Here is a 20,955-nt window from a genome sequence, read left to right on the forward strand (position 1 = left end):
CCATTGTATTTTGGGTTGATGCCTGAAATCCTCCAATGTGATCAAACGCACAACCTACCGGCCAGTAGCAACACGCAAGACGCCGCCCCCAATACCTGGGACGGCGTCTTCGCGTCTTCGATCCGAGCGAGGCGGCGTGGCAGGGGCGGTGCTCAGGCCCCGCCCTCCGCCCGGCGCAGGATGGCCACCTCGGCCCCGTCCTCCAGCGGGCGGTCCGGGGGGACATAGCGGCCGTTCACGAGCAGGGCCAGGTCGGGTTCCTTGAGCCCGAGGCGCTCCAGCAGGCCGGCGGGGGTGGTGCCGTCGGGCACGTCCTCCTCCCCTCGCCAGATCCGCTCCCCGCGGAAGGGCAGGTACACCTCCAGGCGAATGCGCACCTAGTAGCCCTCCCAGATGCGGTCGAGCTCTTCCTCCGGCACGTCGAACACCGCGCCGTGCGGCGGCAGCGGCTCCGTGCGCAGCCACTCCGGCAGCCGGTCCGTCTCCGGACCGAGCCCCGCCCGGCGGTTGAACTCGATCTCTTCCTTTATCACGTCTACGGCGTAGCGCCGGATCTCTTCGGGGGTGAAGTTCGTCCCCATCCGGGCGTTGAACAGGTCAGCGAAGGTCTGCGGGGTCGCACTCATGACGCCCCGGGCGAAGTTGCAGAAGCCCAGCACGTCGAGCGCCGTGGCGACGATCTGCATCTCCCGGGACACGGCCACCTTGTCGGAGGGGTCGAGGTGGTCGATGGGAAGGGCGATGGTGTTCCCGCACGTGTGGTCGGCCCCCATGGGGCTCGTCGCGTAGGTCACGCCGTTGCCCTTCACGGCCCGGGGGTCGTACGCGGAGATCGTCTGGTTCTTCACGACCGGCACCCGCTGCACGCCCAGGACCTTGCCGGCGATGCCGGCACCCGCTCCCAGCACCCGGCCGAGCACGGTGCCCGCCCGGATCTCCCCCATCAGGCGCATGACGCCCTCCGCGTCGCCCCACCGGATGACACCCGCTTCCATCGCCACGCCCATGGCGCCTCCGGTCTCGATGGTGTCCACCCCGAGGTCGTTGCACTCGCGGGTGAAGCGGGCGATCCAGTCGACGTCGAAGATCTCCAGGTTGGAGCCCAGGAGGCCGTGGGTCTCGAACTCCATCGAGGAGGCGACCTCCTGGCCCTCCTTGTCGACGAACACGTTCGAGCACTGGATGATGCAGCCGGTCATGCACGAGTGCGTGGTCTGGCCGCCCCGCTCCAGGATGATCTCCCGCACCCGGATCCCGCCGATCTCCAGCGCCCGCTCGTCCTGCCCCCAGCGGAAGTTGTGGACCGGCAGCCCGCCGACCTTGTTCACCAGCTCCAGCACGCCCAGGGTGCCGAGCTTGGGGTACCGCTCGGCCGTGGCGGGCTGCGTGCGCAGTTCCTGGACGTACGCCTTGCTGGCCGCCTTCCAGACGGCCTCGTCCAGGCTCCTCGGCGGGTTCCACCCCACGTCCTCGTAGACGATCGCCTTGAGCCCCTTCGACCCCATCACGGCACCGAGGCCGCCCCGCGCGCACATCCGGCCGGGCCGGCCCTCCGGGTCGGTGTTGCCGATCCCGGCGATGTTCATCTTCATCTCGCCCGCCGGCCCGATGACCGAGAGCCCCACCTTGCGGCCGAACCGCTCGAAGAGCCGCCGCGCCGTCTCGTACTGCCCGAGCCCGGCCAGGTCGTCCGCGCGCTCGAACCGGACCGACTCCGGCCCGATCACCAGGAGCCACCAGCCCGGCTCGCGCGGTTGACCCTCGATGATCACCGCGCGGTAGCCGAGCTGGGCCAGCTTCAGCCCGCTCTGGCCACCGCCGTTCGACTCCTTGATCCCCCCGGTGAGCGGACTCTTGGCCCCCGCGGAGATGCGGCTGGAACTGCTGAGGGTGGTCCCGGACAGGAGGCCGGGCGCCAGCACCAGCTTGTTGTTCGGGCCGAGGGGGTCGCAGAGCGGGTCCACTTCCGTCGCGACGATGCGGCTCGTGATCGCACGGCCGCCCAGGAGGCGCCACGCCTCCGGCAGCGGCTCGATGCGGTAGCTCCGGTCCGTCATGTTCACGCGCAGGATTCGCTCCACAGCCTGCAGGCCTCCTCTCCCTTTCTTGTGGAACGATTCGAGGTAGAGGCGCCGTCCCCTTCTCCGACCGGCGCGCCCGGATGTGGTACAATCGCCTCGGTATCGCATTGGAAGGGAGGGCGGACCGCTGGCGAAGGAGGCCCTGAGCGAGATGCCACAGGAGCTCGTCGGGTTCCTGCAGGAGCCCCGCATCACGGTGCTCACCACGCTCGACGGCGAGGGCTCCCCGTTCGTCAACGTGATCTCCTGGGTGCTGGCGAAGGACGCCCGGACCCTGCGGCTGATGGGCGACGGCCGGACCCAGTTCCTCAAGAATATCCGCAACGACCCGCGGGTCGCCGTGACCGTCCTGGGCGCCGGCACGGCGTGGACGATCTACGGGCGGGCGACCGTCCTGGCCGACAAGACTCCCGGCGTCCCCCTGAACCTCTGCCTGGTGGAGGTCACCGATCTGCGGGTGTACGAGGCGTTGTTCTGGGGGGCCAGGCTCACCCGGCCCCCCGAGTGGGACGTGACCTATTCCCCGGAACAGGCGCACAGGCTGGACGTGCAGGTCTTCGAGGCGATGCGGTCGTTCCGTTGAGGGGCCGCGCCCCTCACGCCCGCCGCCCGCCGGCCGCCCGGACGCGCAGCGGCTGGACGGAACCCGGCCGGTGTAGCTCTTCGTCCCGGTGGACCGGCCGTGTACGCCTGTTCGGCGGCGCCCTGCAGGGCAGCGGTTTCACTCCAGTTGCACGAGGCCCGTCTTGATGGCGAACTTGGTGAGCTCGACGGCGTCGTGGAGGTCCAGCTTCTCCATGATGTTCGCCCGGTGCGCCTGCACCGTCTTGATCGAGATGAACAGGCGCTGGGCGATCTCCTGGTTCGTGAGCCCCTGCGCGATGAGGGTCAACACCTCGCGTTCCCGCTCGGTCAGGGGCGCCAGGGCCGGATGCCCGGGCGCCCGACCGGCCCCCGCCGCCCCGCCGGGGGCACCGGCCCCCGCCCGCCCGGCGGCGCCAGCGCCTCCACCGGTGCTGCCGATGCTCTCCATCACCCGCTTGGCGACGTCCGGGTGGAGGATCGTGTGGCCCTGGACCGCCGCGCGCAGGGCCGAGACGAGCTCCTGGGCGGCGGCCCGCTTGAGGACGTAGCCCGAGGCGCCCGCCTTGAGGATCGGCAGGATGTACTCCTCGCTGTCGTGCATCGACAGGATGAGCACGGGCAGGTCGGGGTGTGCGGCCTTGATGGCGCGGGTCGCCTCGATGCCGTTCATCCGGGGCATCGCCACGTCCATCAGCACCACGTCCGGGGCGAGCTGCTCGACCTTCTCGATGGCCTGCTGGCCGTCCTCGGCCTCGCCCACCACCTCGATGTCCGGGGCGCTGCTGAGGAGGGAACGGATGCCTTCACGGAGGATCGCATGGTCGTCCACGAGCAGCACCTTGATCCTGTCAGCCACCGATGGGCACCTCCACTTCCACCACCGATCCCCGCCCGGGCTCCGATTCCACCCGCAGGTTCGCCCCCCGGACCAGAGCCGCCCGCTCCCGCATCCCGAGGAGGCCGAGCCCCCGGCCACGGGCGTCGGCATGGAACGCCTCCTCTGTGCTGAAGCCGATGCCGTTGTCCGCCACCCGGGCGTGCAGCCGCCCCGGCGTCAGCCAGATCCGCACCGTGACCTCCGTGGCCCGGCTGTGCTTGCGCACGTTGGTCAGCGCCTCCTGGACGATGCGGAAGAGCGTGATCTCCGTCTCCTCGGGCAGCCGGACCTCCTCGGCCTCCGGGGCCACGTCGAGCGTGATGCGCAGCCCGTCCGCGGCCAGGCGGTTCTTCAGGTACCAGCGGATGGCCGGGACCAGGCCCAGGTCGTCGAGGATGGAAGGCCGCAGGTCGAAGGTGAGCCGGCGGATCTCCTCGAGCGTCCGCAGGGTGTACTCCCGGGCAAACCGCACCCGCTCACGGAGCGGATCCCCCTCCGGCAGCCCCTGTTCCACCATCTCCTGGGCGATGATGATGCTGGTGAGCGCCTGGCTCGTCTCGTCGTGCAGCTCCCGGGCGATGCGCTTGCGCTCGTCCTCGAGCGCCCGCAGGATCTGGGAGGAGACCGACTGACGGTACTCGTTCAGGCGGTCGAGCATGAGGTTGAACGCCTCGGTGAGGCGGGATACGTCCGGGTCACCGGGGATCTGGGGGCTGCGGGCGGTGAACTCGCCCGAGCGCACGGCCTCGATGACGGAGTGGAGCCGGAACAGGGGGTCGAAGGCCACCCGCAACAGGGCGAAGTTGACGACGAGCGTGAAGATGAGGCCGGCGGCGATGAAGAGCAGGACGTCGTTCCCGGTGAGGCCGAACCTCGCGATCGCGTACCCGCCCAGGGCACCGGTGACGATGAAGAACCCGTTCGCCCCGAGCACCTTCACGAAGAGCGGGGTCCGGTTGTGAAGTTCGACGAGCCACTTCAGGCCGCGCATGCGCCACCCCCGCCGGGGGAGAATCGTACCACACTATTTTAGCATGGCTTGACGAAAAAGCGCCCCGCTTCGGGGGCGCTTTGTGAGCATGGTAACAAGTGTGCGGCCTGGCAGGCGATCCGGTCACCGGCCGCCGTAGCGAGGGTTGCCGTACCCCGAGGCGATGTCGTAGCCCGGCCCGGCACCGCCGCCGCTGGCCCGGGTGATGTCGTACTGCTTGGCCCGATTCCGGAGCCATTCGCGCACCCGGCGGGCGTCGCCGTCCAGTTCGTCCCAGACGAGGGCGGCCAGGCCGGTCACGTGGGGCGTCGCCATGGACGTGCCGGAGAGGACGACGTAGCCGCCGTCCTTCCACGTCGACTCGACTTCGTACCCGGGCGCCGCCACTTCCACCTCGCCCTCGGAGATGGTCCGGTCGTCGCCGTCGTCGACGCCCCGGGCCGACCAGCTGTTCACCGAAAGGTTGTCCGCGCGCACGTCGTGCGGCTCCACCTGGTAGAGAGAGGCGACCGCGACGACCTCCGGGAAGGCCGCCGGGTAGAGGACGGTACCGGGGTCGGGACCCGTGTTGCCGGCCGCCGCGACGATGAGGACGCCCCGCGCCGCCGCCTCGCGGATGGCCTCCTGCTCCAGCGCGTCGGGTTCTTCGCCGCCGAGCGACATCGAGATGATGTTCGCGCCGCTGCGGACCGCTTCCCGGATGGCGGCGGCCACGTCGTCGCCGAAGCACAGGGAGTTGCAGACCTTGTACGAGTAGTACCGGATGCCCGGCGCGACCCCGAAGATCCCCGTCCCGGACTCCCCGCCGGTGGCGGCGATGGTCCCGGTCACGTGGGTACCGTGGCCGTCCCTGTCGGCGCAGCGGCCATCCACGTAGGGCGCCCTGCCCGTGAAGTCCCGGCACTGGGCGGGCGGTTCGAGATCCGGGTGGGGGGCCACCCCGGTGTCGAGGATCGCCACGACCGCGCGGCCGCCATAACGGGGGACGGCCTCCAGCGCGGGATCATCGTAGACGACCTCGACCCCCCAGGGAGTCCGGTCCTGCGGCCGCGGAGTGGAGGCGGGCTTCCCGGCCTTGCCCGCGCCCGGCCCCAGGGGCTCCCGCACGGCCACCGGCCTCACGGTCACGCCCTGGCGCCTGGCGAGCTCGTCCGCCACGTGACGGGGTACGTCGGCGCTGAAGCCCCTGGGAAAGCGGTGCCGGACCCCGATCTCCTTCTCGAGCGCCTCGGCGATGGAACCGGCAGCCTCGACGTAGACCCGCACGGTCTGTCCGGCCGCACCGTCTCCGGAGGTACCCGGGGGCACCGCGCCCTGGGCCGGCACCGCCGCGGCGCTCAAGAGCAGGGTCACGAGAAGGGCCAGGAATCCCTTCGACGTCCTGCACATGCCCGGTCAGCCTGCCTCCTCTCTCCTCGTGAGCCATCCGCCGGAGGTGCGGTACGTGGGTCCGGAAGAAACGGACAGGGCCCCCGACCCGGCTGGAGGCCCCCCGTCGCCACGCCTTCTCTCTCGTCTTGTCCGCTGACTCGCCGGTGGCGGCCGGACGGCGGCCACCGCAGGTTCCCGATATCACACTACCCCGTCCCCCAGTCCATTCACAATAGGACCCGAGTCCCGATCGCATCGCACGGGTCCCGGTCGCAATCCCGCTTTGCACGCCGTTTCCGGCACACCCCCCTGCAGGAGGTCCCATGGGACCCCCATGGGACCTCCCCGGTGGAACCCCTTCCGATTCCCGTCCGTCCTCGAAATGGAGGTGCTCGCAGAAGATGTCATACATTGCCAGGACGGCCCGGCCCGGTACCCTGGCACGGGTCCTCGCACGGGTTCTGGCTGCCGCCCTGATCAGCGCTGCTACTCTGCGGGGGGTGGCCAGGGCAGAGGAGGGGTCTCCCTCACCCCCGCCGCCCCCACCGCCCCCGGAACTGCGGGTGGTCCACCTCACGGACACCCACTGGGTGGCGGGCGGAGCGAACGAAGGTACCCGTGCGGTCCTGGCCGAGGTCGCCGCGCTCGCTCCCACGCCCGACCTCGTGATCCACGGCGGCGACGTCACCGAAATGGGGCGCCCGCAGGAGTACCGGGAGTTCCTCACGGCAGTCGCGCCCCTGGGCATCCCGCTCGAGGCGGTTCCCGGCAATCACGACGCGCGCTGGCTGGACGCCGGCAAGCGCGGCTTCCGTGAGGCGTTCGGACAGCCTTACCGCTCCTTCGACCGGGGCGGCGTCCATTTCGTCCTGCTCGACTCCACCGTGGAGGCCGAGACCCATGGCCACTTCGATCCGTCCCTCCTGGAGTGGCTGGAAGAGGACCTCCGGCGGGTCGGGCCCGACCGGCCGGTGGTCGTCTTCTTCCACCACCCCGTGGCCTACACGCCCCTCTCGTTCACGGACTCCGACGACGAGCTCCTGTCCGTTCTCGCCCGCTACAACGTCCGCGCCGTCCTGACCGGACACGGGCACCTGCACATGGCGTGGGAGCGCAACGGCATCCCCTTCTTCATGACCCGGGCGGCGGACGAGCGGGGCTACAAGGTTCTCGACTTCGCCGGGGGAATCCTGCGGGTGTACGACGGCGAGGCCGGCGCCCCCCTGCGTCTGGCGGCGCACATTCCGCTCAGACGCCCGCAGGAGGCCGGCCGCCTCCGGCTGGGCCGGCTGGACCTCGTCGGGGGCCGGCTGCGTTTCTCCGTCGAGGCGCGAGGGCTCGCTCCGGACGCGCAGATCGGGTACCGGGTCGACCTCCAGCCCTGGCAACCGCTCACCGGGCAAGCGGGCCGGCTGGCGGCGGAGGTCGACCTGACCGGCCTCCTGCCGGGCCTGCACCGCCTCCGCGTCTGGGCCGCGCCCGCAGGGGCCGCGCTGCCCGGGGCGGCCGCCACGGCGGCGCAGTGGGAGGCGCGGGACCTGGGCCCGTCGTGGAGCGACTTTGCGGACTTCGAGACCGCCGCGCCCCAGAAACCGGAGGGACCCGAGCAGCCCGGGGTACTGTGGCGCCAGGTCACCCCGGCCGGGATCCAGGCCGCCCCGGCGGTCGACACCGGAGCCGTGTACGTGGCCGACCGGTCGGGCCGGGTCGCCGCGGTGGACCCGGCCACCGGTCGGGTGCGCTGGCAGTTCCAGGCCCGTGGCGGAGTGGTGGGCTCCCCGCTGCTCGACACCGGCCGCGTTCTCGTCGGCGACCTGGCCGGGAATCTCTACGCGCTCGACGCGGCGACGGGCCGCACGGTGTGGCGGCGCGAACTCGGCGCGCCGGTGCTCGCCGAACCGCTCGCCGCCGCCGGCCTTCTCTTCGTCGGCGATGCGGACGGCGTGCTGCACGCGCTCGACCCGGCGACGGGCCGTGAGCGCTGGCAGTACCGGGCCGGCGGCCTCATCCGGGCCCGGGCGACCTACGCGGCCGGGCGCGTGTACGTCGGCGCCTGGGATCGCACCGTGCACGCGGTCGACGCCTTCACCGGGGAGCCCGTCTGGACGCGGGAACTGCCGGGGAGCACGTACTACTCTCCGGCGAACACGCCCTTCCTGTACTACCGGGGCCGGCTGTTCGTGACCCGCAGCATGCCCCCGGGGGAAGCCGGCCTCTACGCGCTGGACGCGCGGGACGGCCGGGTGCTGTGGTCGGCCCCAGGGGGGTACGGTTACAGCACGCCCGTGCTTCACGGCGGGCTCGTGGCAGCGGCGACCGGCGACGGAACGGTCCGGGCGTTCGACCCGATGACCGGCGCCGTCCGCTGGGAAACCCGCACGGGCCTCACGACCTTCGACGGCGCCCTCACCTCCTTCGGCGGCAGCCTCGTCCTGGCGGGGCTCTCCGGCCAGGTGGCGGCCGTCGTCCCGCCACCCCCGACCGTTCCCGGCGCGGACGCCCCCACAGCCCCCGGGCAGGAGGCGCCGGCCCGTCCCCCTGCCGGGGTCCCGCCGCAGGGCACGGTGGCCTGGCGCTTCGCCGCCGGCCCCGGCTACCTGTTCGCCCGCCCGGCCGCCGGCGGCGATCGGGTCTACCTCGCCTCCCTGAGCGGCCTGCTCGTCGCAGTGCGGGCGCCCGCCGCAGCCTCCCTTCCGCTCACGACGGGCTCGCCCGGCCTGCAGGCGCGCGTCGCCCCCGCTCCCGGGTTCCCCGACGTGGTGACACACTGGGCGCGGGATAGCGTGGCCCTCGCCCGGGCGATGGGCCTGGCCACGGGACGGCCGGACGGGGGCTTCCATCCCGACGGCCCCCTCACCCGCGCCGAGATGGCCGCACTGGTGGTCCGGTACCTGGGCCTCGCGCCGGCGACCTCGCCGCCGGGCCCGGGCACGGGTCCGGCGCCGCAACCCTCGCCGGAAGCGCCGCCCCATCTCGCGGATATCGAGGGCCACTGGGGCGCTCCCTACATCCGCGCCCTAGAGGCCGAGGGGCTGGTCGGCGGGATACCGGGGCCGGACGGCAAGCGCCTCTTCCAGCCGGACCGCCCCGTCACCCGCGCGGAGATGGCCACCCTGCTGGCGCGCGTCGTAGCGCGCACCGCTCCGTCCCGCGGGTTCGACAGCCGTCTCCGCGACCTCGGGGGCCACTGGGCGGCGGAGCCCGTGCGTTCCCTGGAGGAACTGCGGATCGTGAGCGGCACCCGGCGGCCCGACGGGACCTTCGCCTTCGAGCCCGATCGCCCGGTCACACGGGCGGAGGCGGCTGTCCTCCTGGTGCGGCTGGCACTGCCCTGAGACGGCGCCGGGCGGGTCCCCGTCAGGAGGGCCCGCCCGACTCGGTCTTCAGCTGGAGGTTCACCCAGGCGGCCATGCCGCCGCGGAGGTTGTACACCTGCTGGTACCCTGCCCGCCGGAGGGCCCGGGTCGCCAGGCCGCTGCGCTCCCCCACGGCGCAGACCAGGATGGCCGGGCGATCCGGGTCGATCTCCCGCCAGCGGTCGTTGAGGTCCGGCAGCGGGATGAGCCGGGCCCCGGGGATGTGCTGGAGCTCGTACTCGTACGGCTGGCGGACGTCGATCCACTGCACCTCGGGGCTTCCCAGGTAGCGCGCCGCCTCCTCCGGCTCGATCTCCCACTCCCCGGCCGGTGGGCGCTCCCAGGCCGCGCGCGGCGCCGCCGGAGCCGGCGGAGTCGCCGCCGCGCCCACCGCCGCCTCCACGTTGCTCCGGGGGGCCGGCACGCCGCAGAACTGCTCGTAATCGACCAGTTCGGTGATGGTCGGGTGGTCGCCGCACACCGGGCACTCGGGGTTGCGCTGGCGCCGGAGCACCCGGTAGTCGCCGTACAGGGCGTCGAAGAGGAGGAGCCGGCTATCCATCGTCTCGCCCAGGCCCAGCAGGATCTTGATCGCCTCGAGGGCCTGGAGCGTCCCGACATGGCCGACCATGGCGCCCATCACCCCGGCGTCGCCGCACGACGGAACCGCCCCCGGCGGCGGCGGGGTGGGGTACAGGCAGCGGTAACAGCCCTTCCCGGGCATGAAGACGGCCATCTGCGCCTCCCACATGAGGACGGAGGCGTCGACCAGCGGCCTCTTCAGGAGCACGCAGGCGTCGTTGACCAGGTACCGGGTGGGGAAGTTGTCGCTGCCGTTCACCACCACGTCATACTCCCGGATGATGTCCAGGGCGTTCTGGCTGGAGAGCACGGTGGGGTAGGTGCGCACCTGCACGTCCGGGTTGAGGGCGGCGATGGTGCGCGCGGCGGACTCGACCTTCGGGCTGCCGACCCGGTCGGTCGTGTGGATCACCTGCCGCTGGAGGTTGTTCAGCTCCACGCGGTCGCCGTCCACGACCCCGATGGTTCCAACCCCGGCCGCCGCAAGGTACAGAAGGGCCGGCGAGCCGAGGCCCCCCGCCCCCACCACGAGGACGCGGCTGTCCAGGAGCCGGCGCTGTCCCTGCACCCCCACCTCCCGGAGCAGGATGTGCCGGCTGTACCGCTCCATCTGCTCGTCGGTCAAGAGCGGGCGGGCCGCGGTGGCGGCACCCGCCGGAGCACCCGTCACGGAGGACCACCTCGCGCACCCATTCTAGCACAAGGGCTTCTCGGGGCCACTCAGAGCGGCGGCCGGTTCTTCCCCTTGAGCCCGTGGCCGGCCTCCTCCGCCTCGTGACGGCTCTTGCCGGAGCACATGGGGCAGATCCACACTGCCCTGGCCGGACTGCCGGTGACCTTGGCCCGCTCCGCCGCCTCCCGCTCCCGCGCGGCCGCCACCGGATCGTCCCCGGCGGGTCGTCCGCACAGCATGCACCGAAGCACCACTACACCACTCCCGCCCGGGCGCGGCCCGACCCGTGACAGGGCCGGGGCGCTCAGAACAGCCCGCTCTGCCCCAGGGCACCCGGGCGCAGGTAGCGCGCGCTCGGCGCCACCCTGCGGACCAGGAAGCGCGCCACGTCCTCGTCGCTCAGGAGGTCCACCGGTGTCCGGTAGAACGCCTCGAGCTCCCGGGCCTGGCTCAGGCGAGCCTCCTCGACCTCGGTCAGCGGGACCTCGAATTCCCACCCCACGGGAACCGTCCGCCCGGGGCGGGCGGCCGTCTTTCCGGACCCTCGTTTCGCCAACCCATACCGCCTCCGTGTTCGCCGGGCCGTCCCGGCCCCGGTCTGGCGATATGGTACCAGATCATAAGAGCAGCAGCAAGTTCCGGTCGATTCCTGTTGGCAATCGCGACGATTACCGCCGCCTCACGGAGAACGGCTCTCGTCGTCGGACGGGCCCGTTTCCTGCACCAGCCCCTCCCGGAAGGCGAACCGGATCGCCTCGGAGCGGTTGCGCAGGTGCAGCTTCTCCATGATGTGACGCATGTGGTTCTTGACCGTGCTCTCGGCGACGTACAGCCGGGCGGCGATCTCCTTGTACGTGAGCCCCTGGCTGGCCAGCTGCAGCACCTCGACCTCGCGGGGGCTCAGGTTGTGCGAGTCCTCCGGCGCGCCCCCGGCCGCCTTGCCCTGGCGGAACTCCTTCAGCACCTTGGCCGCCATGAGCGGGGAGACCGGCGCCTCTCCGGCGCCGGCGGCGCGAACCGCCGCGACGAGCTCCTCCGGCCCCAGGTTCTTGAGCAGATAGCCGTCGGCTCCGGCCTTGATGGCCTCGAACAGGTCGCGGTCGATGTCCGACACGGTCAGGATCACGATCCGGGTCTCCGGCACCTGCTGCTTGATGAGCCGGGTGGCCTGTACCCCGTTCATCTGCGGCATGTTGATGTCCATGAGCACCAGATCGGGCCGATAGCGCACTGCCAGGTCGACCGCTTCCTTGCCGGTGGACGCCTCGGCCACCACGGTGATGCCCTCGGCCGCCGACAGGGTCGCGTGCACGCCCTTGCGGAACATGATGTGGTCGTCGACCAAAAGGACCCGCAACGCCCTCACTCCTTCGCCAGCGGGATCTCGACCTCCACCACGGTGCCGCGACCGGGCTGCGAGCGCACGGTCATGAGACCGCCGACCGACTTGGCCCGCTCCTGCATGATCTGCAGGCCGTAGTGACCCTTCCGGGGCCGCTGCCCCACGTCGAATCCGATGCCGTCGTCCTCCACGCGGATGACCAGGAGGCCCGGCCCCCGCCGCGCGAACTGCACCACGACGCGGCTCGCCTGGCTGTGCTTGCGCACGTTGCTGAGGGCCTCCTGGACGATGCGGAAGAGCTGCACCTCCATCTGGAGCGGCACCACCAGCCCCGTGTCGGGAGCGGTGACGAGTTCGACGGGGATGTGGTGGATGAGGCTGAACTCCTCCAGGTACTCCCGCAGCGTCTCGATGAAGTCCGGCCCCAGCCCGACGGGGCTCTTCAGGTCGAAGATGGCCTGCCGGACCTCCCGGTGGGCCTGGTCCACGACCCGTTCGAGGGCCTCCACGTACTCGCCGACCTCGCGGGAACCCTGGACGAGCATCCGGCGAAGCTCCCGCACCCGCTGGCCGATGATGGCGATGGTCTGGGCCAGGCTGTCGTGGATCTCCGCGGCCAGGCGCCGCCGTTCCTCGGCGACCGCCTGGTCCTTCAGGCGCGAGTACAGGCGATAGTTGTCGAAGGCCACCGCCAGATGATCGGCCGCAGCCTTCAGCAGCTCGACCTCGGCTTCGCCGAACGTGCGCCGCGTCCGGCTGCCCAGGACCAGGGAGCCCAGCACCTGGCCGCGGCTCTTGAGGGGCAGGTAGACCGCGCTCTTGACCCGCTCGCTGGTCATGAGCGGCGCGCGGCCCTTCCAGCCGCTGAGGTCCTCCTCCCAGTCCGGGATCACCCGGACCTCGCCGGCCGTGATCACCGGGCCGTGCAGGCTCTCGGCCACCGGAATCCGCTCGTGGCTGAAGTCCTGCTCGGTCCCGCTCAGGAACCGGTAGTAGAGGTACCGCCCGGAGTCCTCGAGCTCGAGGAGCCCCGCGACGTCCAGCCCGTAGAACTGCCGGAGCCGGTCGAGCGCCGCCCGGATGCCGGTGTCGGCCCCCGGCAGCGAGGCGAGGTCGCGGGCCAGACCGTACAGGAACTCGGCCTCCCGCCGGCGCGCGTCGAGCTCGGAGGCGAGCTTGCGCTGGGCCGACAGGTCGCGGAGGATGACGGAGACCATCTCCTCGCCCTCGACCTGCACCGCCGAGGCGCTGACGCTAACCGGCACCCGCTGGCCGCCGCCGCCCCGGACGGTCATCTCGAAGTACCGCACCGGCACCCCTTGCTGCGCCTGCATGCACGGACAGGCGTGCGGCTCGAAGGCGCGCCCCTGCCCGTCCAGGCAGCCGAGGACCTCCTGACATGGCAGGTGACACGCCGCCTCCGGCTCCCAACCCAGGAGGTGGCTTGCCGCCGGGTTCAGGGCACGGACGCGGCGAGACCGGTCCACGAGGACGATGGCGTCCGCGGCGTGCTCGAACAGCGCCCGTGCCACCTCTGCAGCCGTCAGGACCGCCACTGGTTCCTCCCTCCCCGGGCCCACCGCCATGTTGCCGAGGCCGGGCTAGCGGGCACGACCTCTCAGCCTCCGCGCCGCGCGCCGGAGCCGGCCCACGCGGCGGGCCTCCCGGCTCTCTTCTCGCATGCGCTCCAGCTCGATCTGGTCCTCGACGTCCAGGTCCCTGAGCCCCGCCTGGTCCTCCACGTGGTGGCGGAGCTCGTGGCGGATCGTGTCCCAGAGCTGCTGCTCCCACACCGAGTCCGGTTCTGCGCCGAACAGCCGCTGGAAGGATCCGTAGTAGAGCACGATCCTGGGCCCGAGCCATTCGTCCCGGATGTACTCCCCGAGGACGTACACGCCCTCGGGGTCCCCGGGATGGCGCCGGGGCCGCTCCTCGATCACGATCCCGCCCGAGAGCCCGGCGAGGAGGGGCTCCGGCAGGCGCTCCGCCAGGGCGTCGGCCAGGGCGCTGAACCGCTCGATGTCCACCGCCCCTTACCCTCCTCCATCACGGGTCCCCAGGACGTCCAGCAGCCGGTGGAGCTGGGCAGCCCGGGGTTCTTCCCCGCGCTGGGTCAGGCTGCTGATGAGGTTCGCCACCATGCGGGCGACCATCCGCCGCACGGTGGTCGGCCGCAGGTAGGCGTCGGTCGGAGCGATGCCCACGCTCCGCAGGTACGCGAAGCAGTCGGCGCGGCCCCACGTCCGCCCGCCTCCGGCCGGGTCGAGGTAGACCACCCCGGTCGGCAGGTCGGCCCGGGCGATGAAATGCCCCGGCAGCCCCACGCCCCGGATGGCGATGCCGAGCCGCCGCCCGACCAGGATGTAAATCGTCGAGAGGAGAATCGGGACCCCGACCTTCCGCTCGAGCACGCGGTCGATGAAGGAGTGCTCCGGCTCCTCCACCCCACCGGCCCGCAGTCCGACCTCGGCTCCCAGGTACCGGCCCAGGATCTGCACCCGGTCCGCAGCCGGCATGTCCAGCGGCACCCGGTCGCGGACCCCGTCCGCCAGCTGGTCCAGGGCTGCGGACACACCGGTGGGATCCACGTCCGGGTTGCCGATCCGGGCGACCAGGATCGCGCCCTCCTCCAGGTCGAGGTCGGCGTCCGACCGCGCCCCGAAGGCGGCGAAACGGCTCTCGAGGTCTGCCTGGCGCAGTTCCTCCAGCAGGAGCCGGGCCCGGCCCCGGATCAGCGGATCCCCGGCGCGGGCCCCTTCCGCCAGGAAGGGGAGGGCGCGCTCTCCGGCTCCGATCAGATGTTCCCGGGCGATGCGGGCGGTGCGCCGGTCCTCGTCGCCCAGGAGGGTGACCAGGGCCTCCAGTTCACGATCCGTCAGTACCTTCATTCCCGCCAGCCCCCGGATCAAACTGCTCCAGGAAACGGATGACCTCCCGGGTGACCGAGGTCGGTGTCGAGGCGCCGGAGGTGACCGCCACCCGGCGACGCCCGACCAGCCACCGCGGGTCGACCTCCCCCACGTGATCCACCAGATACGCCTCTCGCCCCCCGATTTCCTGGGCGACCTGGACGAGGCGCTTCGAATTGTTGCTGCGCCGGTCACCCACGACGATGACGACGTCGGCTTCCGGCGCCGCCCGGGCAATCGCTTCCTGGCGGAGTTGCGTGGCCCGGCAGATCTCGTTGTATACCTCTACCCGGGGGTAACGGGCACGGATCTGCTCGATCAGAGCCTGCGTGTCCCAGAGGGACATGGTCGTCTGCGTCGTGACCGCGATCTTCTCCGAGGTCAGGTGCAGGTGGTCCAGGTCCGCCGCGGTCTCGATGAGGTGGACCTTTCCGGGGGCCACGCCCAGGGCCCCCTCCGGTTCCGGATGTCCCCGCTTGCCCACGTACAGGATCTCGTACCCTCTGGCGGCGAGATCCCGGATCAGGTCGTGGGTCCGGGTGACGTCCGTGCAGGTGGCGTCCACCACGTGGAGGCCTTTCTCGCGTGCCCGCTCGCGCACCTGCGGGGACACGCCGTGAGCGGTGAAGATGACCGTGGCCGGCGGCTCGATCGACTCGAGGATCTCCAGGCGGCTCGGCCCGTCCAGCGTCTGCACCCCGATCCGGGCCAGCTCCTCGACGATGTGGTGGTTGTGCACCAGGTACCCGAGGATGTAGATGGGGCGGGGGACGGTCGGGTCCGCCGCGACCCGCCGGGCGATCTGGACCGCATCGACCACCCCGTGGCAGTACCCGCGGGGGGTCACCTTCAAGACCTCCATCGCCACTCTCCTCGAGGGGGAGCGCTTTGCATCATTATAACACACGGAAGGGCCGGACCCCTCACGGCCCGGCCCCGTGCGGCCCGTGCGCGGGCGCCTAGTGGTGCCCGCCGCCGTGCCCCCCGTGCCCCCCGTGCCCGTGGCCGTCGTGCTCCGAACCGGTCTCGGCCCCGGCGTTCAGGCCCACCGCCCACCCGACGACCACGGCGGCGACGGCGAGAATCACAAGCCACGTCCAGAACGACATCCGAAGGCCTCCTTCTGCGGTGGTCGGTGCACGGCTGCATTGTGGCACAGCCCGCGTCTGCCTGTAAACGCGGCGTCACTCAGCGGGCGCAGGGTAAGGTCCGCCCCGGAGGGCCGCGTACGCCGCGTCGTGCAGGAGGGCGCGGTAACGGAACAGGCCGCGCCCGGTCGCCAGGAGCCGGCGGCGGATGGGCCCCGTGAGCTCCTCCAGGGTCGACCACCGGGCTCCGGCGATCTCGCCGTGGTCGCGGGGCAAGAGGCGCGTGCCCTCCGTGCGGGCCAGGAAGAGGTGCGAGACCCAGGGCTCCTGACTACCCGCCGGCGTCCGGAAGGTGACGTGGATGCGGACGAGGTAGCGCTCCAGCGTGATGTCGAGCCCGGTCTCCTCGGCCGCCTCCCGGGTGGTGCCGGCCACGAAGTCCTCACCGGGGTTCACCCCGCCGCTGGGGGCCCGCCAGACCCCCGGCGGGAAGGACGGTTTGCGGATGAGCGCCACCAGCGCGTGCGGGCCGATGATGAAGAAGGTCACGTCGTGGGACCGCCACCCTCGCCGCGAGGCCCGCACCATCTCCATCTCGGCGGGGCCGATCTCGACTTCCCAGTGGAGGACCCGCGGCATGCCGAAGCGTCGCGTCAGATCCGCCAGCAATTGAGGGTGGACGGTGTGCACGGCGGGTCGCCTCCCGGAGTATCTTTCAACAATTCCCTGCAGGCGACCCACCATCCTGCCGGGCCCGCACCAGCAGGTCCAGTACCGCCCCCGGCTCCGGGGCGATGACGTCGGCCCCCATCTCCCGGAAGATCGCCTCGGCGCGATCTCCCAGCACGCCGCCGGTGATCCCGGCGAACAGGAACGGGGGAGCCCCGGCAGGCTGCTCCTCACGATAGCGCCGGACCGTGAGGGCGTCGTCCACGTTGTCCCCCAGGAAGATGCCGCCCCGGCTCCCGAGCACCCGGGCGAGGTGCAGGAGCCCCTGCGGGTCCGGCTTGCGGTACGGCCCGTCGCTCGAGGCGATCGCCTCCGGGGCGAAGACCCCCGCCAGCCCGGCCTGCTCCAGCCCGAAGAGGGCCTCCCCCATGACCCGGCCGGTGTACAGGCCGAGCCGCATGCCGCTCGACAGGAGGCGGCCGGCGCCCAGCTGCGCTCGCTCCGCCCGGTACAGGCCGGGGCCCCGCACGTATCGGGGGCGGAACCCGAACATGGGCTCACAGCCGTCCTCGCCGCCGTAGAACTCGCAGCAGATGCGGTCGATGAGCGCCCGGTCCCAGTCGGCCAGGACCCCCGCCCGCAGGGCGTCCGGCAGACCGGCGAGGGCCACCTCCACCGCGCCGCCCAGCCCGCCCCCGGCACGGGTGACGGCCTCGGCGAACTCCGGCAGGGTGGGCGGGGCCGCCACCAGCGCGCCCAGGTCGACCGCCCCCAGGCGGGCGGCCTTCGCCAGGTAGAACAGGATGACGGCCGCCGTGACGTCCCAGTCGCTGTTGAAGCCGCCGGCCCGCTTCAGGAGGGGGACCTGGTCGGCCCGGATCGGGTCGCCCCGGCCAGGCCAGCGCAGGATGTGGGTGAAGTAGAACCGGGCTGCCTCCTCGATCACCCGCGGGTAGGACGCCGACGTGTCCAGCAGCACGCCGTCCACGTCGAAGACCACCGTGTCGACGCGGGCCAGAAGCACGAGCGCCCCGGGGCGCACCCACGCGCGCCCGGGGGCGGACAGGTCGTCCGTCACGTGGGAATCTCCTCCGTGCGAGGGGTGGGATCAGTACACCGCCGGGCCCGACCGCCCGAACACGGGGCGATACGCCGCGTAGCGCGCCGGCCCGGCCCGCGAGGCGCCGTCTTCCCGGAGCGGCGCGAGCCGGAGCACGGACTCGGCCCGGCCCACCTCGCTGCCGGAGACGAGCACGCGCACCGAGACCGGGTAGTCGCCCGGCGGCGCCGGGGCGCGACTCGACGGCAGGCGCGCGTCCCAATCGAGGCTCACGGCCGTCTGCTCGCCGGCCTTCAGGCCCTGGGGTACCCGACCCTCGGGGAGCGAGACCGGACCCTCGAAGGTCTCGAGCCGGCCGGTGACCGTCAGGGCGGGCAGGTCGGTGACCGCCCGGAGGGTGACCGCCAGGCGAACCGGTCGCCCGGCCCGGGGCGTCTCCCCGGCGGGGGCCACCGTGACCTGGGCGCTGTACTTCACCTGCACGGTGGCCCCGGCCTCCGGGGCCACCTCGGACGCCCCGGCCGCCCCCACCGAGGCGCTCCCGGCACCCGATCCCTGAACCCGGAGGGTCGCCGCCCCGGCGCCGCCCGGCGTGGTCTCGCCGGCCACTCCCTGCGCGGCCGCGCCGTCCTCTGCACCGGACTCCCGGGCCGGAGCCGGGACGGGTGCAGCGGCCGCCCCCGGGACCGCCATGTCCTGCGCGACCATCGGGGCGGCGGACCGTTCGGTCCCGCCGCGCTCCGGCACGGCCGGGGCCCGGGGGCCGGCGGACGGGGCCGAAGACGGCGCCGGAGCGGAAGTCGCCGCCTGGGGCTCGCTCTTCGCGGCCCGTCCGTGCAGGTAGGGCGCGAGCGCATCCGGCGGGCCCACGACCAGGAGAGCGATCCCGATCGCCGCCGCCACGGTGACCCCCGCCAGCAGCCCCGGCCGGGCGTACCACGCCCGCGGCAAGGGGTGAGGCCCTGCAGCGTGCGGGCCCGACGGCACGGCGAGCCTTTGCCACACCCGCTCCCGCAACTCGCTGCCGAATTCCCACCCGCCCAGCGCCGCCTCGGCCTCGCGCCGGAACCGGCCCATGAGCTCGTCGAGATCCGGATCCTTCATGCGGTCACCCCCCGGGCGGACAGGGCGTCGCGCAGCTGCTGGCGGGCCCTGTGCAGGCGGGTCTTCACCGTGTTCTCGGGCAGGTCCAGTACCCGGGCGATGTCTCCCGTGCTCAGGTCCTGGTAATAGTACAGCACGAGCACTTCACGGTAGTGCACGGGCAGGGCCAGGACGTGCTCCAGCACGGCCTGCCGGCGATCCGCCTGCACAGCCGCTTCCTCCGGGAACTCGCCGCCGGTGGCGAGCGGGAGCTGCCCCGGCAGGGTCACGCGCCGCCACCAGGGCGAACGCGCCCGGTCCCGGCAGACGTTGACGGCGATGCGGTACAGCCACGTGTACACCGCGCTGTCGCCCCGGAAGCTGTCCATGTGCCGGTACGCCCGGAGGAACACCTCCTGGGCCACGTCCTCGGCCAGGTGGCGGTCCTTCAGGTAGAAGTAGGCCAGGTGCAGGATCCGGGTGCCGTACTGCTCCATCCACTGCGTGAGCAGTTCGTCCCGATCCACCGCCCCTCCGGCTCCCAACAGCGCCCCCATCCCCTTCGCCGCAGTCGCTCCTTATGGTAACCGCACCGCTCGGGTGGCGCAAGCCGGCGGCGTGGGGATGGCCCGCTCCGCCTCTTGGACGGAGGTGGGACACGGTCCGTTTCACGCCGCCCGCCGGAAAGCGCCGGCAGGGATTCTTCGCGCCCGGCGGCCGGCTCAGGCGATGTGCGGCCGGTCGATGGCCTCGACGATCTCCCGCACGAAGGTGAACGCACGCGCCAGCGTTTCGGGTTCGACGTTGGCGAGCACGTCGGTCGGCCAGTGCCAGTTCGGCAGGACCCCGTCCCGCTCGGCCCAGATGGCCAGCGTCGGGATCCCGGCGGCGAGGGAGGCGTGCGCGTCGGTGTAGGAGCCCGGAGGGACACGGCTCGGGCCGATCCGCCAGTCGGGGTGGCGGGCGGCCGACGCTGCCGCCAACCGCACCAGTTCCGGGTCGGAGCGGTGGAACCGGAGGTTGCCCTCGCCCAGGAGGTACCGGAGTTCGCCGGCTCCGAGGTTGTCGAGCACCAGGACGCTGGCCCCACGGAGTTCCGCCCGGTGGCGGGCCACCAGCCGGGCCATGCCCACGGGAGCGCCGACCTCCTCGCAGCCCGTGATCGCCACCCAGATCTCGGTCCGCTCAGGCCGGTTCTTGCCGAAGTGCTCGGCCAGGGCCAGCGCAAGGCCCACGCCGGAGGCGTTGTCGTTCGCCCCCTGCACCCACGGCATGGCCAGCTCGCGGTGGACCAGGAGCCCGAGCCCGTAGACCACCGGCACGAGCCCCGGGAGGGCGATCCACTCCCACCGCAGCGCGCCGGGCACGAGAGCCCCCAGCACCGCAGCCAGGGCGACCCACACGCTCCCGGCCATGTGGATCCGGAGGTTGGTGCCGAAGCGGCGGGCTTGCGCAGGGTGAAAGAGCAGGGCCGCCTTCGTCGAGTCCGCGTGGGCCGCCAGCACCACCCGGCGCTCGGGACGCCCGGCCGGAGCCAGCCGGCCGATCACGTTGCGGCTCGCCCCGGTGGCGAAGAGGCGGCCCACGTCCAGCGCCACGTCGGCCATCCCGATGAACGCCACCACCCCGAGGATGCCGGCGACCGCCCCAAGCCCGCGCAGCCCCGGCCACCACGTCAGGATCCCGGCCGCCGTCACCAGGCTCCCCACGAGCAGCCAGGGCCAGGTGAAGGTCGTCTGGGACCGGAACGGCTCCACGCGGACGTCAAACCCGGCCCGTCGCAGCACCTCCTCGGCGTAGCCCTGGGCGCGCGCCTCGGCCGGGCCCGTGGCCGGTCGGGGGCCGATCTCGCCCGCCAGGACCTGCACGTGCTCCCACGCCCCGGTGGTATCCGCCCGCTCCGCCATCCCCATCACCCCACGAAAAAACCGGCGGTCCGCCGCCGGTCGCCCCTTGCGAACCCACCGGACCGCCTCAGATGGCCACGACCTGCTTGACCTCCGGGACCGACTGGCGGACGGCCCGCTCGATGCCCATCTTGAGGGTCATCATGCTCATGGGGCAGTCCCCGCAGCTGCCGATGAGCCGGAGGCGCACGACACCCGTCTCCGGATTGTACTCGAGCAGCTCGACGTTTCCCCCGTCGACCTTCAGCGCCGGGCGGACCGCTTCCAGTGCCCGCTCGATCCGCTCCCGAATCTGATCCACCGACGCCCCATCCTTTCTCTCCGGCGAGGCTCACGGCCTCCTTTCCCCTGCGACGTCAGTCCGGCCCGAAGGGCCACGAA

Annotated in this window: 22 protein-coding genes; 2 read left to right on the forward strand and 20 right to left on the reverse strand. The window is 72.3% G+C overall.

All coding sequences use genetic code 11. The features are described from left to right. Positions 1–152: 152 nt before the first annotated feature. Together caldi_RS10710 and caldi_RS10715 are read right to left on the reverse strand one after the other, a co-directional pair. Positions 153–377 carry a MoaD/ThiS family protein gene (locus caldi_RS10710; RefSeq protein WP_264841759.1) on the reverse strand — a complete coding sequence of 75 codons (225 nt, stop codon included), beginning with the start codon at positions 375–377 and terminating at the stop codon, positions 153–155. Then, complete coding sequence (locus caldi_RS10715; protein ID WP_264841760.1) at positions 378–2,081, reverse strand: aldehyde ferredoxin oxidoreductase C-terminal domain-containing protein; 1,704 nt, start codon at positions 2,079–2,081, stop codon at positions 378–380. 82 nt (positions 2,082–2,163) lie between these two features. Here caldi_RS10715 and caldi_RS10720 point away from each other — a divergent pair, with 82 nt between their 5' ends. Beyond that, entirely contained in the window at positions 2,164–2,664 is a 501-nt protein-coding gene (locus caldi_RS10720; RefSeq protein ID WP_264841761.1) for a pyridoxamine 5'-phosphate oxidase family protein, read from the forward strand. A gap of 138 nt (positions 2,665–2,802) precedes the next feature. Here caldi_RS10720 and caldi_RS10725 read toward each other — a convergent pair whose 3' ends face one another. From caldi_RS10725 to caldi_RS10735, 3 genes are all read right to left on the reverse strand, one after another. Further along, positions 2,803–3,522, reverse strand: a complete 720-nt coding sequence (locus caldi_RS10725; RefSeq protein ID WP_264841762.1) for a response regulator — start codon at positions 3,520–3,522, stop codon at positions 2,803–2,805. Continuing rightward, entirely contained in the window at positions 3,515–4,534 is a 1,020-nt protein-coding gene (locus tag caldi_RS10730) for a sensor histidine kinase (RefSeq protein ID WP_264841763.1), read from the reverse strand. Before caldi_RS10730 ends, caldi_RS10725 begins: the two co-directional genes overlap by 8 nt. Positions 4,535–4,657: 123 nt before the next feature. Then, on the reverse strand, positions 4,658–5,923 hold the full coding sequence (locus tag caldi_RS10735) for a S8 family serine peptidase (protein ID WP_264841764.1): 1,266 nt from the start codon (positions 5,921–5,923) through the stop codon (positions 4,658–4,660). Between the two features lie 383 nt (positions 5,924–6,306). Between caldi_RS10735 and caldi_RS10740 the strand changes: the two genes are divergently transcribed. Then, entirely contained in the window at positions 6,307–9,240 is a 2,934-nt protein-coding gene (locus tag caldi_RS10740; protein ID WP_264841765.1) for an outer membrane protein assembly factor BamB family protein, read from the forward strand. 22 nt (positions 9,241–9,262) lie between these two features. Here caldi_RS10740 and moeB read toward each other — a convergent pair whose 3' ends face one another. The 15 genes from moeB to caldi_RS10820 all read right to left on the reverse strand — a co-directional run bounded on the left by moeB (position 9,263) and on the right by caldi_RS10820 (position 20,875). Next, the gene (gene moeB, locus caldi_RS17645) at positions 9,263–10,513 is read right to left on the reverse strand and encodes a molybdopterin-synthase adenylyltransferase MoeB (protein ID WP_319951748.1); all 1,251 of its coding nucleotides are present in this window, start codon (positions 10,511–10,513) and stop codon (positions 9,263–9,265) included. A 50-nt stretch (positions 10,514–10,563) separates the two neighbouring features. Continuing rightward, a complete protein-coding gene (locus tag caldi_RS10755) occupies positions 10,564–10,767 on the reverse strand; it encodes a hypothetical protein (protein WP_264841766.1) in 204 nt (67 codons plus the stop codon). 53 nt (positions 10,768–10,820) lie between these two features. Beyond that, positions 10,821–11,072: a hypothetical protein gene (locus tag caldi_RS10760; protein ID WP_264841767.1), complete on the reverse strand. Its 252-nt coding sequence runs from the start codon at positions 11,070–11,072 to the stop codon at positions 10,821–10,823. A 123-nt stretch (positions 11,073–11,195) separates the two neighbouring features. Continuing rightward, entirely contained in the window at positions 11,196–11,873 is a 678-nt protein-coding gene (locus caldi_RS10765) for a response regulator (RefSeq protein ID WP_264841768.1), read from the reverse strand. 5 nt (positions 11,874–11,878) lie between these two features. Further along, complete coding sequence (locus caldi_RS10770) at positions 11,879–13,414, reverse strand: PAS domain-containing sensor histidine kinase (RefSeq protein WP_264841769.1); 1,536 nt, start codon at positions 13,412–13,414, stop codon at positions 11,879–11,881. Positions 13,415–13,459: 45 nt separating this feature from the next. Next, positions 13,460–13,885, reverse strand: coding sequence for a metallopeptidase family protein (locus caldi_RS10775; protein WP_264841770.1), 426 nt, complete (start codon positions 13,883–13,885; stop codon positions 13,460–13,462). Between the two features lie 6 nt (positions 13,886–13,891). Continuing rightward, on the reverse strand, positions 13,892–14,746 hold the full coding sequence (locus caldi_RS10780) for a transglutaminase-like domain-containing protein (protein ID WP_264841771.1): 855 nt from the start codon (positions 14,744–14,746) through the stop codon (positions 13,892–13,894). Further along, positions 14,724–15,629, reverse strand: coding sequence for a 4-hydroxy-3-methylbut-2-enyl diphosphate reductase (locus caldi_RS10785; RefSeq protein WP_264841772.1), 906 nt, complete (start codon positions 15,627–15,629; stop codon positions 14,724–14,726). The genes caldi_RS10780 and caldi_RS10785 overlap by 23 nt, the downstream gene beginning before the upstream one ends. A gap of 97 nt (positions 15,630–15,726) precedes the next feature. Further along, positions 15,727–15,876, reverse strand: a complete 150-nt coding sequence (locus tag caldi_RS10790) for a hypothetical protein (protein ID WP_264841773.1) — start codon at positions 15,874–15,876, stop codon at positions 15,727–15,729. A 75-nt stretch (positions 15,877–15,951) separates the two neighbouring features. Further along, positions 15,952–16,494: an NUDIX hydrolase gene (locus caldi_RS10795; RefSeq protein ID WP_264841774.1), complete on the reverse strand. Its 543-nt coding sequence runs from the start codon at positions 16,492–16,494 to the stop codon at positions 15,952–15,954. 76 nt (positions 16,495–16,570) lie between these two features. Further along, entirely contained in the window at positions 16,571–17,602 is a 1,032-nt protein-coding gene (locus caldi_RS10800; RefSeq protein WP_264841775.1) for an HAD family hydrolase, read from the reverse strand. Positions 17,603–17,632: 30 nt separating this feature from the next. Next, positions 17,633–18,688 carry a COG1361 family protein gene (locus caldi_RS10805; protein ID WP_264841776.1) on the reverse strand — a complete coding sequence of 352 codons (1,056 nt, stop codon included), beginning with the start codon at positions 18,686–18,688 and terminating at the stop codon, positions 17,633–17,635. Continuing rightward, positions 18,685–19,194, reverse strand: coding sequence for a sigma-70 family RNA polymerase sigma factor (locus caldi_RS10810; RefSeq protein ID WP_264841777.1), 510 nt, complete (start codon positions 19,192–19,194; stop codon positions 18,685–18,687). The genes caldi_RS10805 and caldi_RS10810 overlap by 4 nt, the downstream gene beginning before the upstream one ends. A gap of 195 nt (positions 19,195–19,389) precedes the next feature. Beyond that, positions 19,390–20,574: a M28 family metallopeptidase gene (locus caldi_RS10815; RefSeq protein ID WP_264841778.1), complete on the reverse strand. Its 1,185-nt coding sequence runs from the start codon at positions 20,572–20,574 to the stop codon at positions 19,390–19,392. A 67-nt stretch (positions 20,575–20,641) separates the two neighbouring features. After that, complete coding sequence (locus tag caldi_RS10820) at positions 20,642–20,875, reverse strand: NifU family protein (protein ID WP_454464614.1); 234 nt, start codon at positions 20,873–20,875, stop codon at positions 20,642–20,644. Between the last annotated feature and the right edge of the window lie 80 nt (positions 20,876–20,955).

The sequence above is a fragment of the Caldinitratiruptor microaerophilus genome, from assembly GCF_025999835.1.
Lineage (GTDB): Bacteria > Bacillota > Sulfobacillia > Symbiobacteriales > ZC4RG38 > Caldinitratiruptor > Caldinitratiruptor microaerophilus.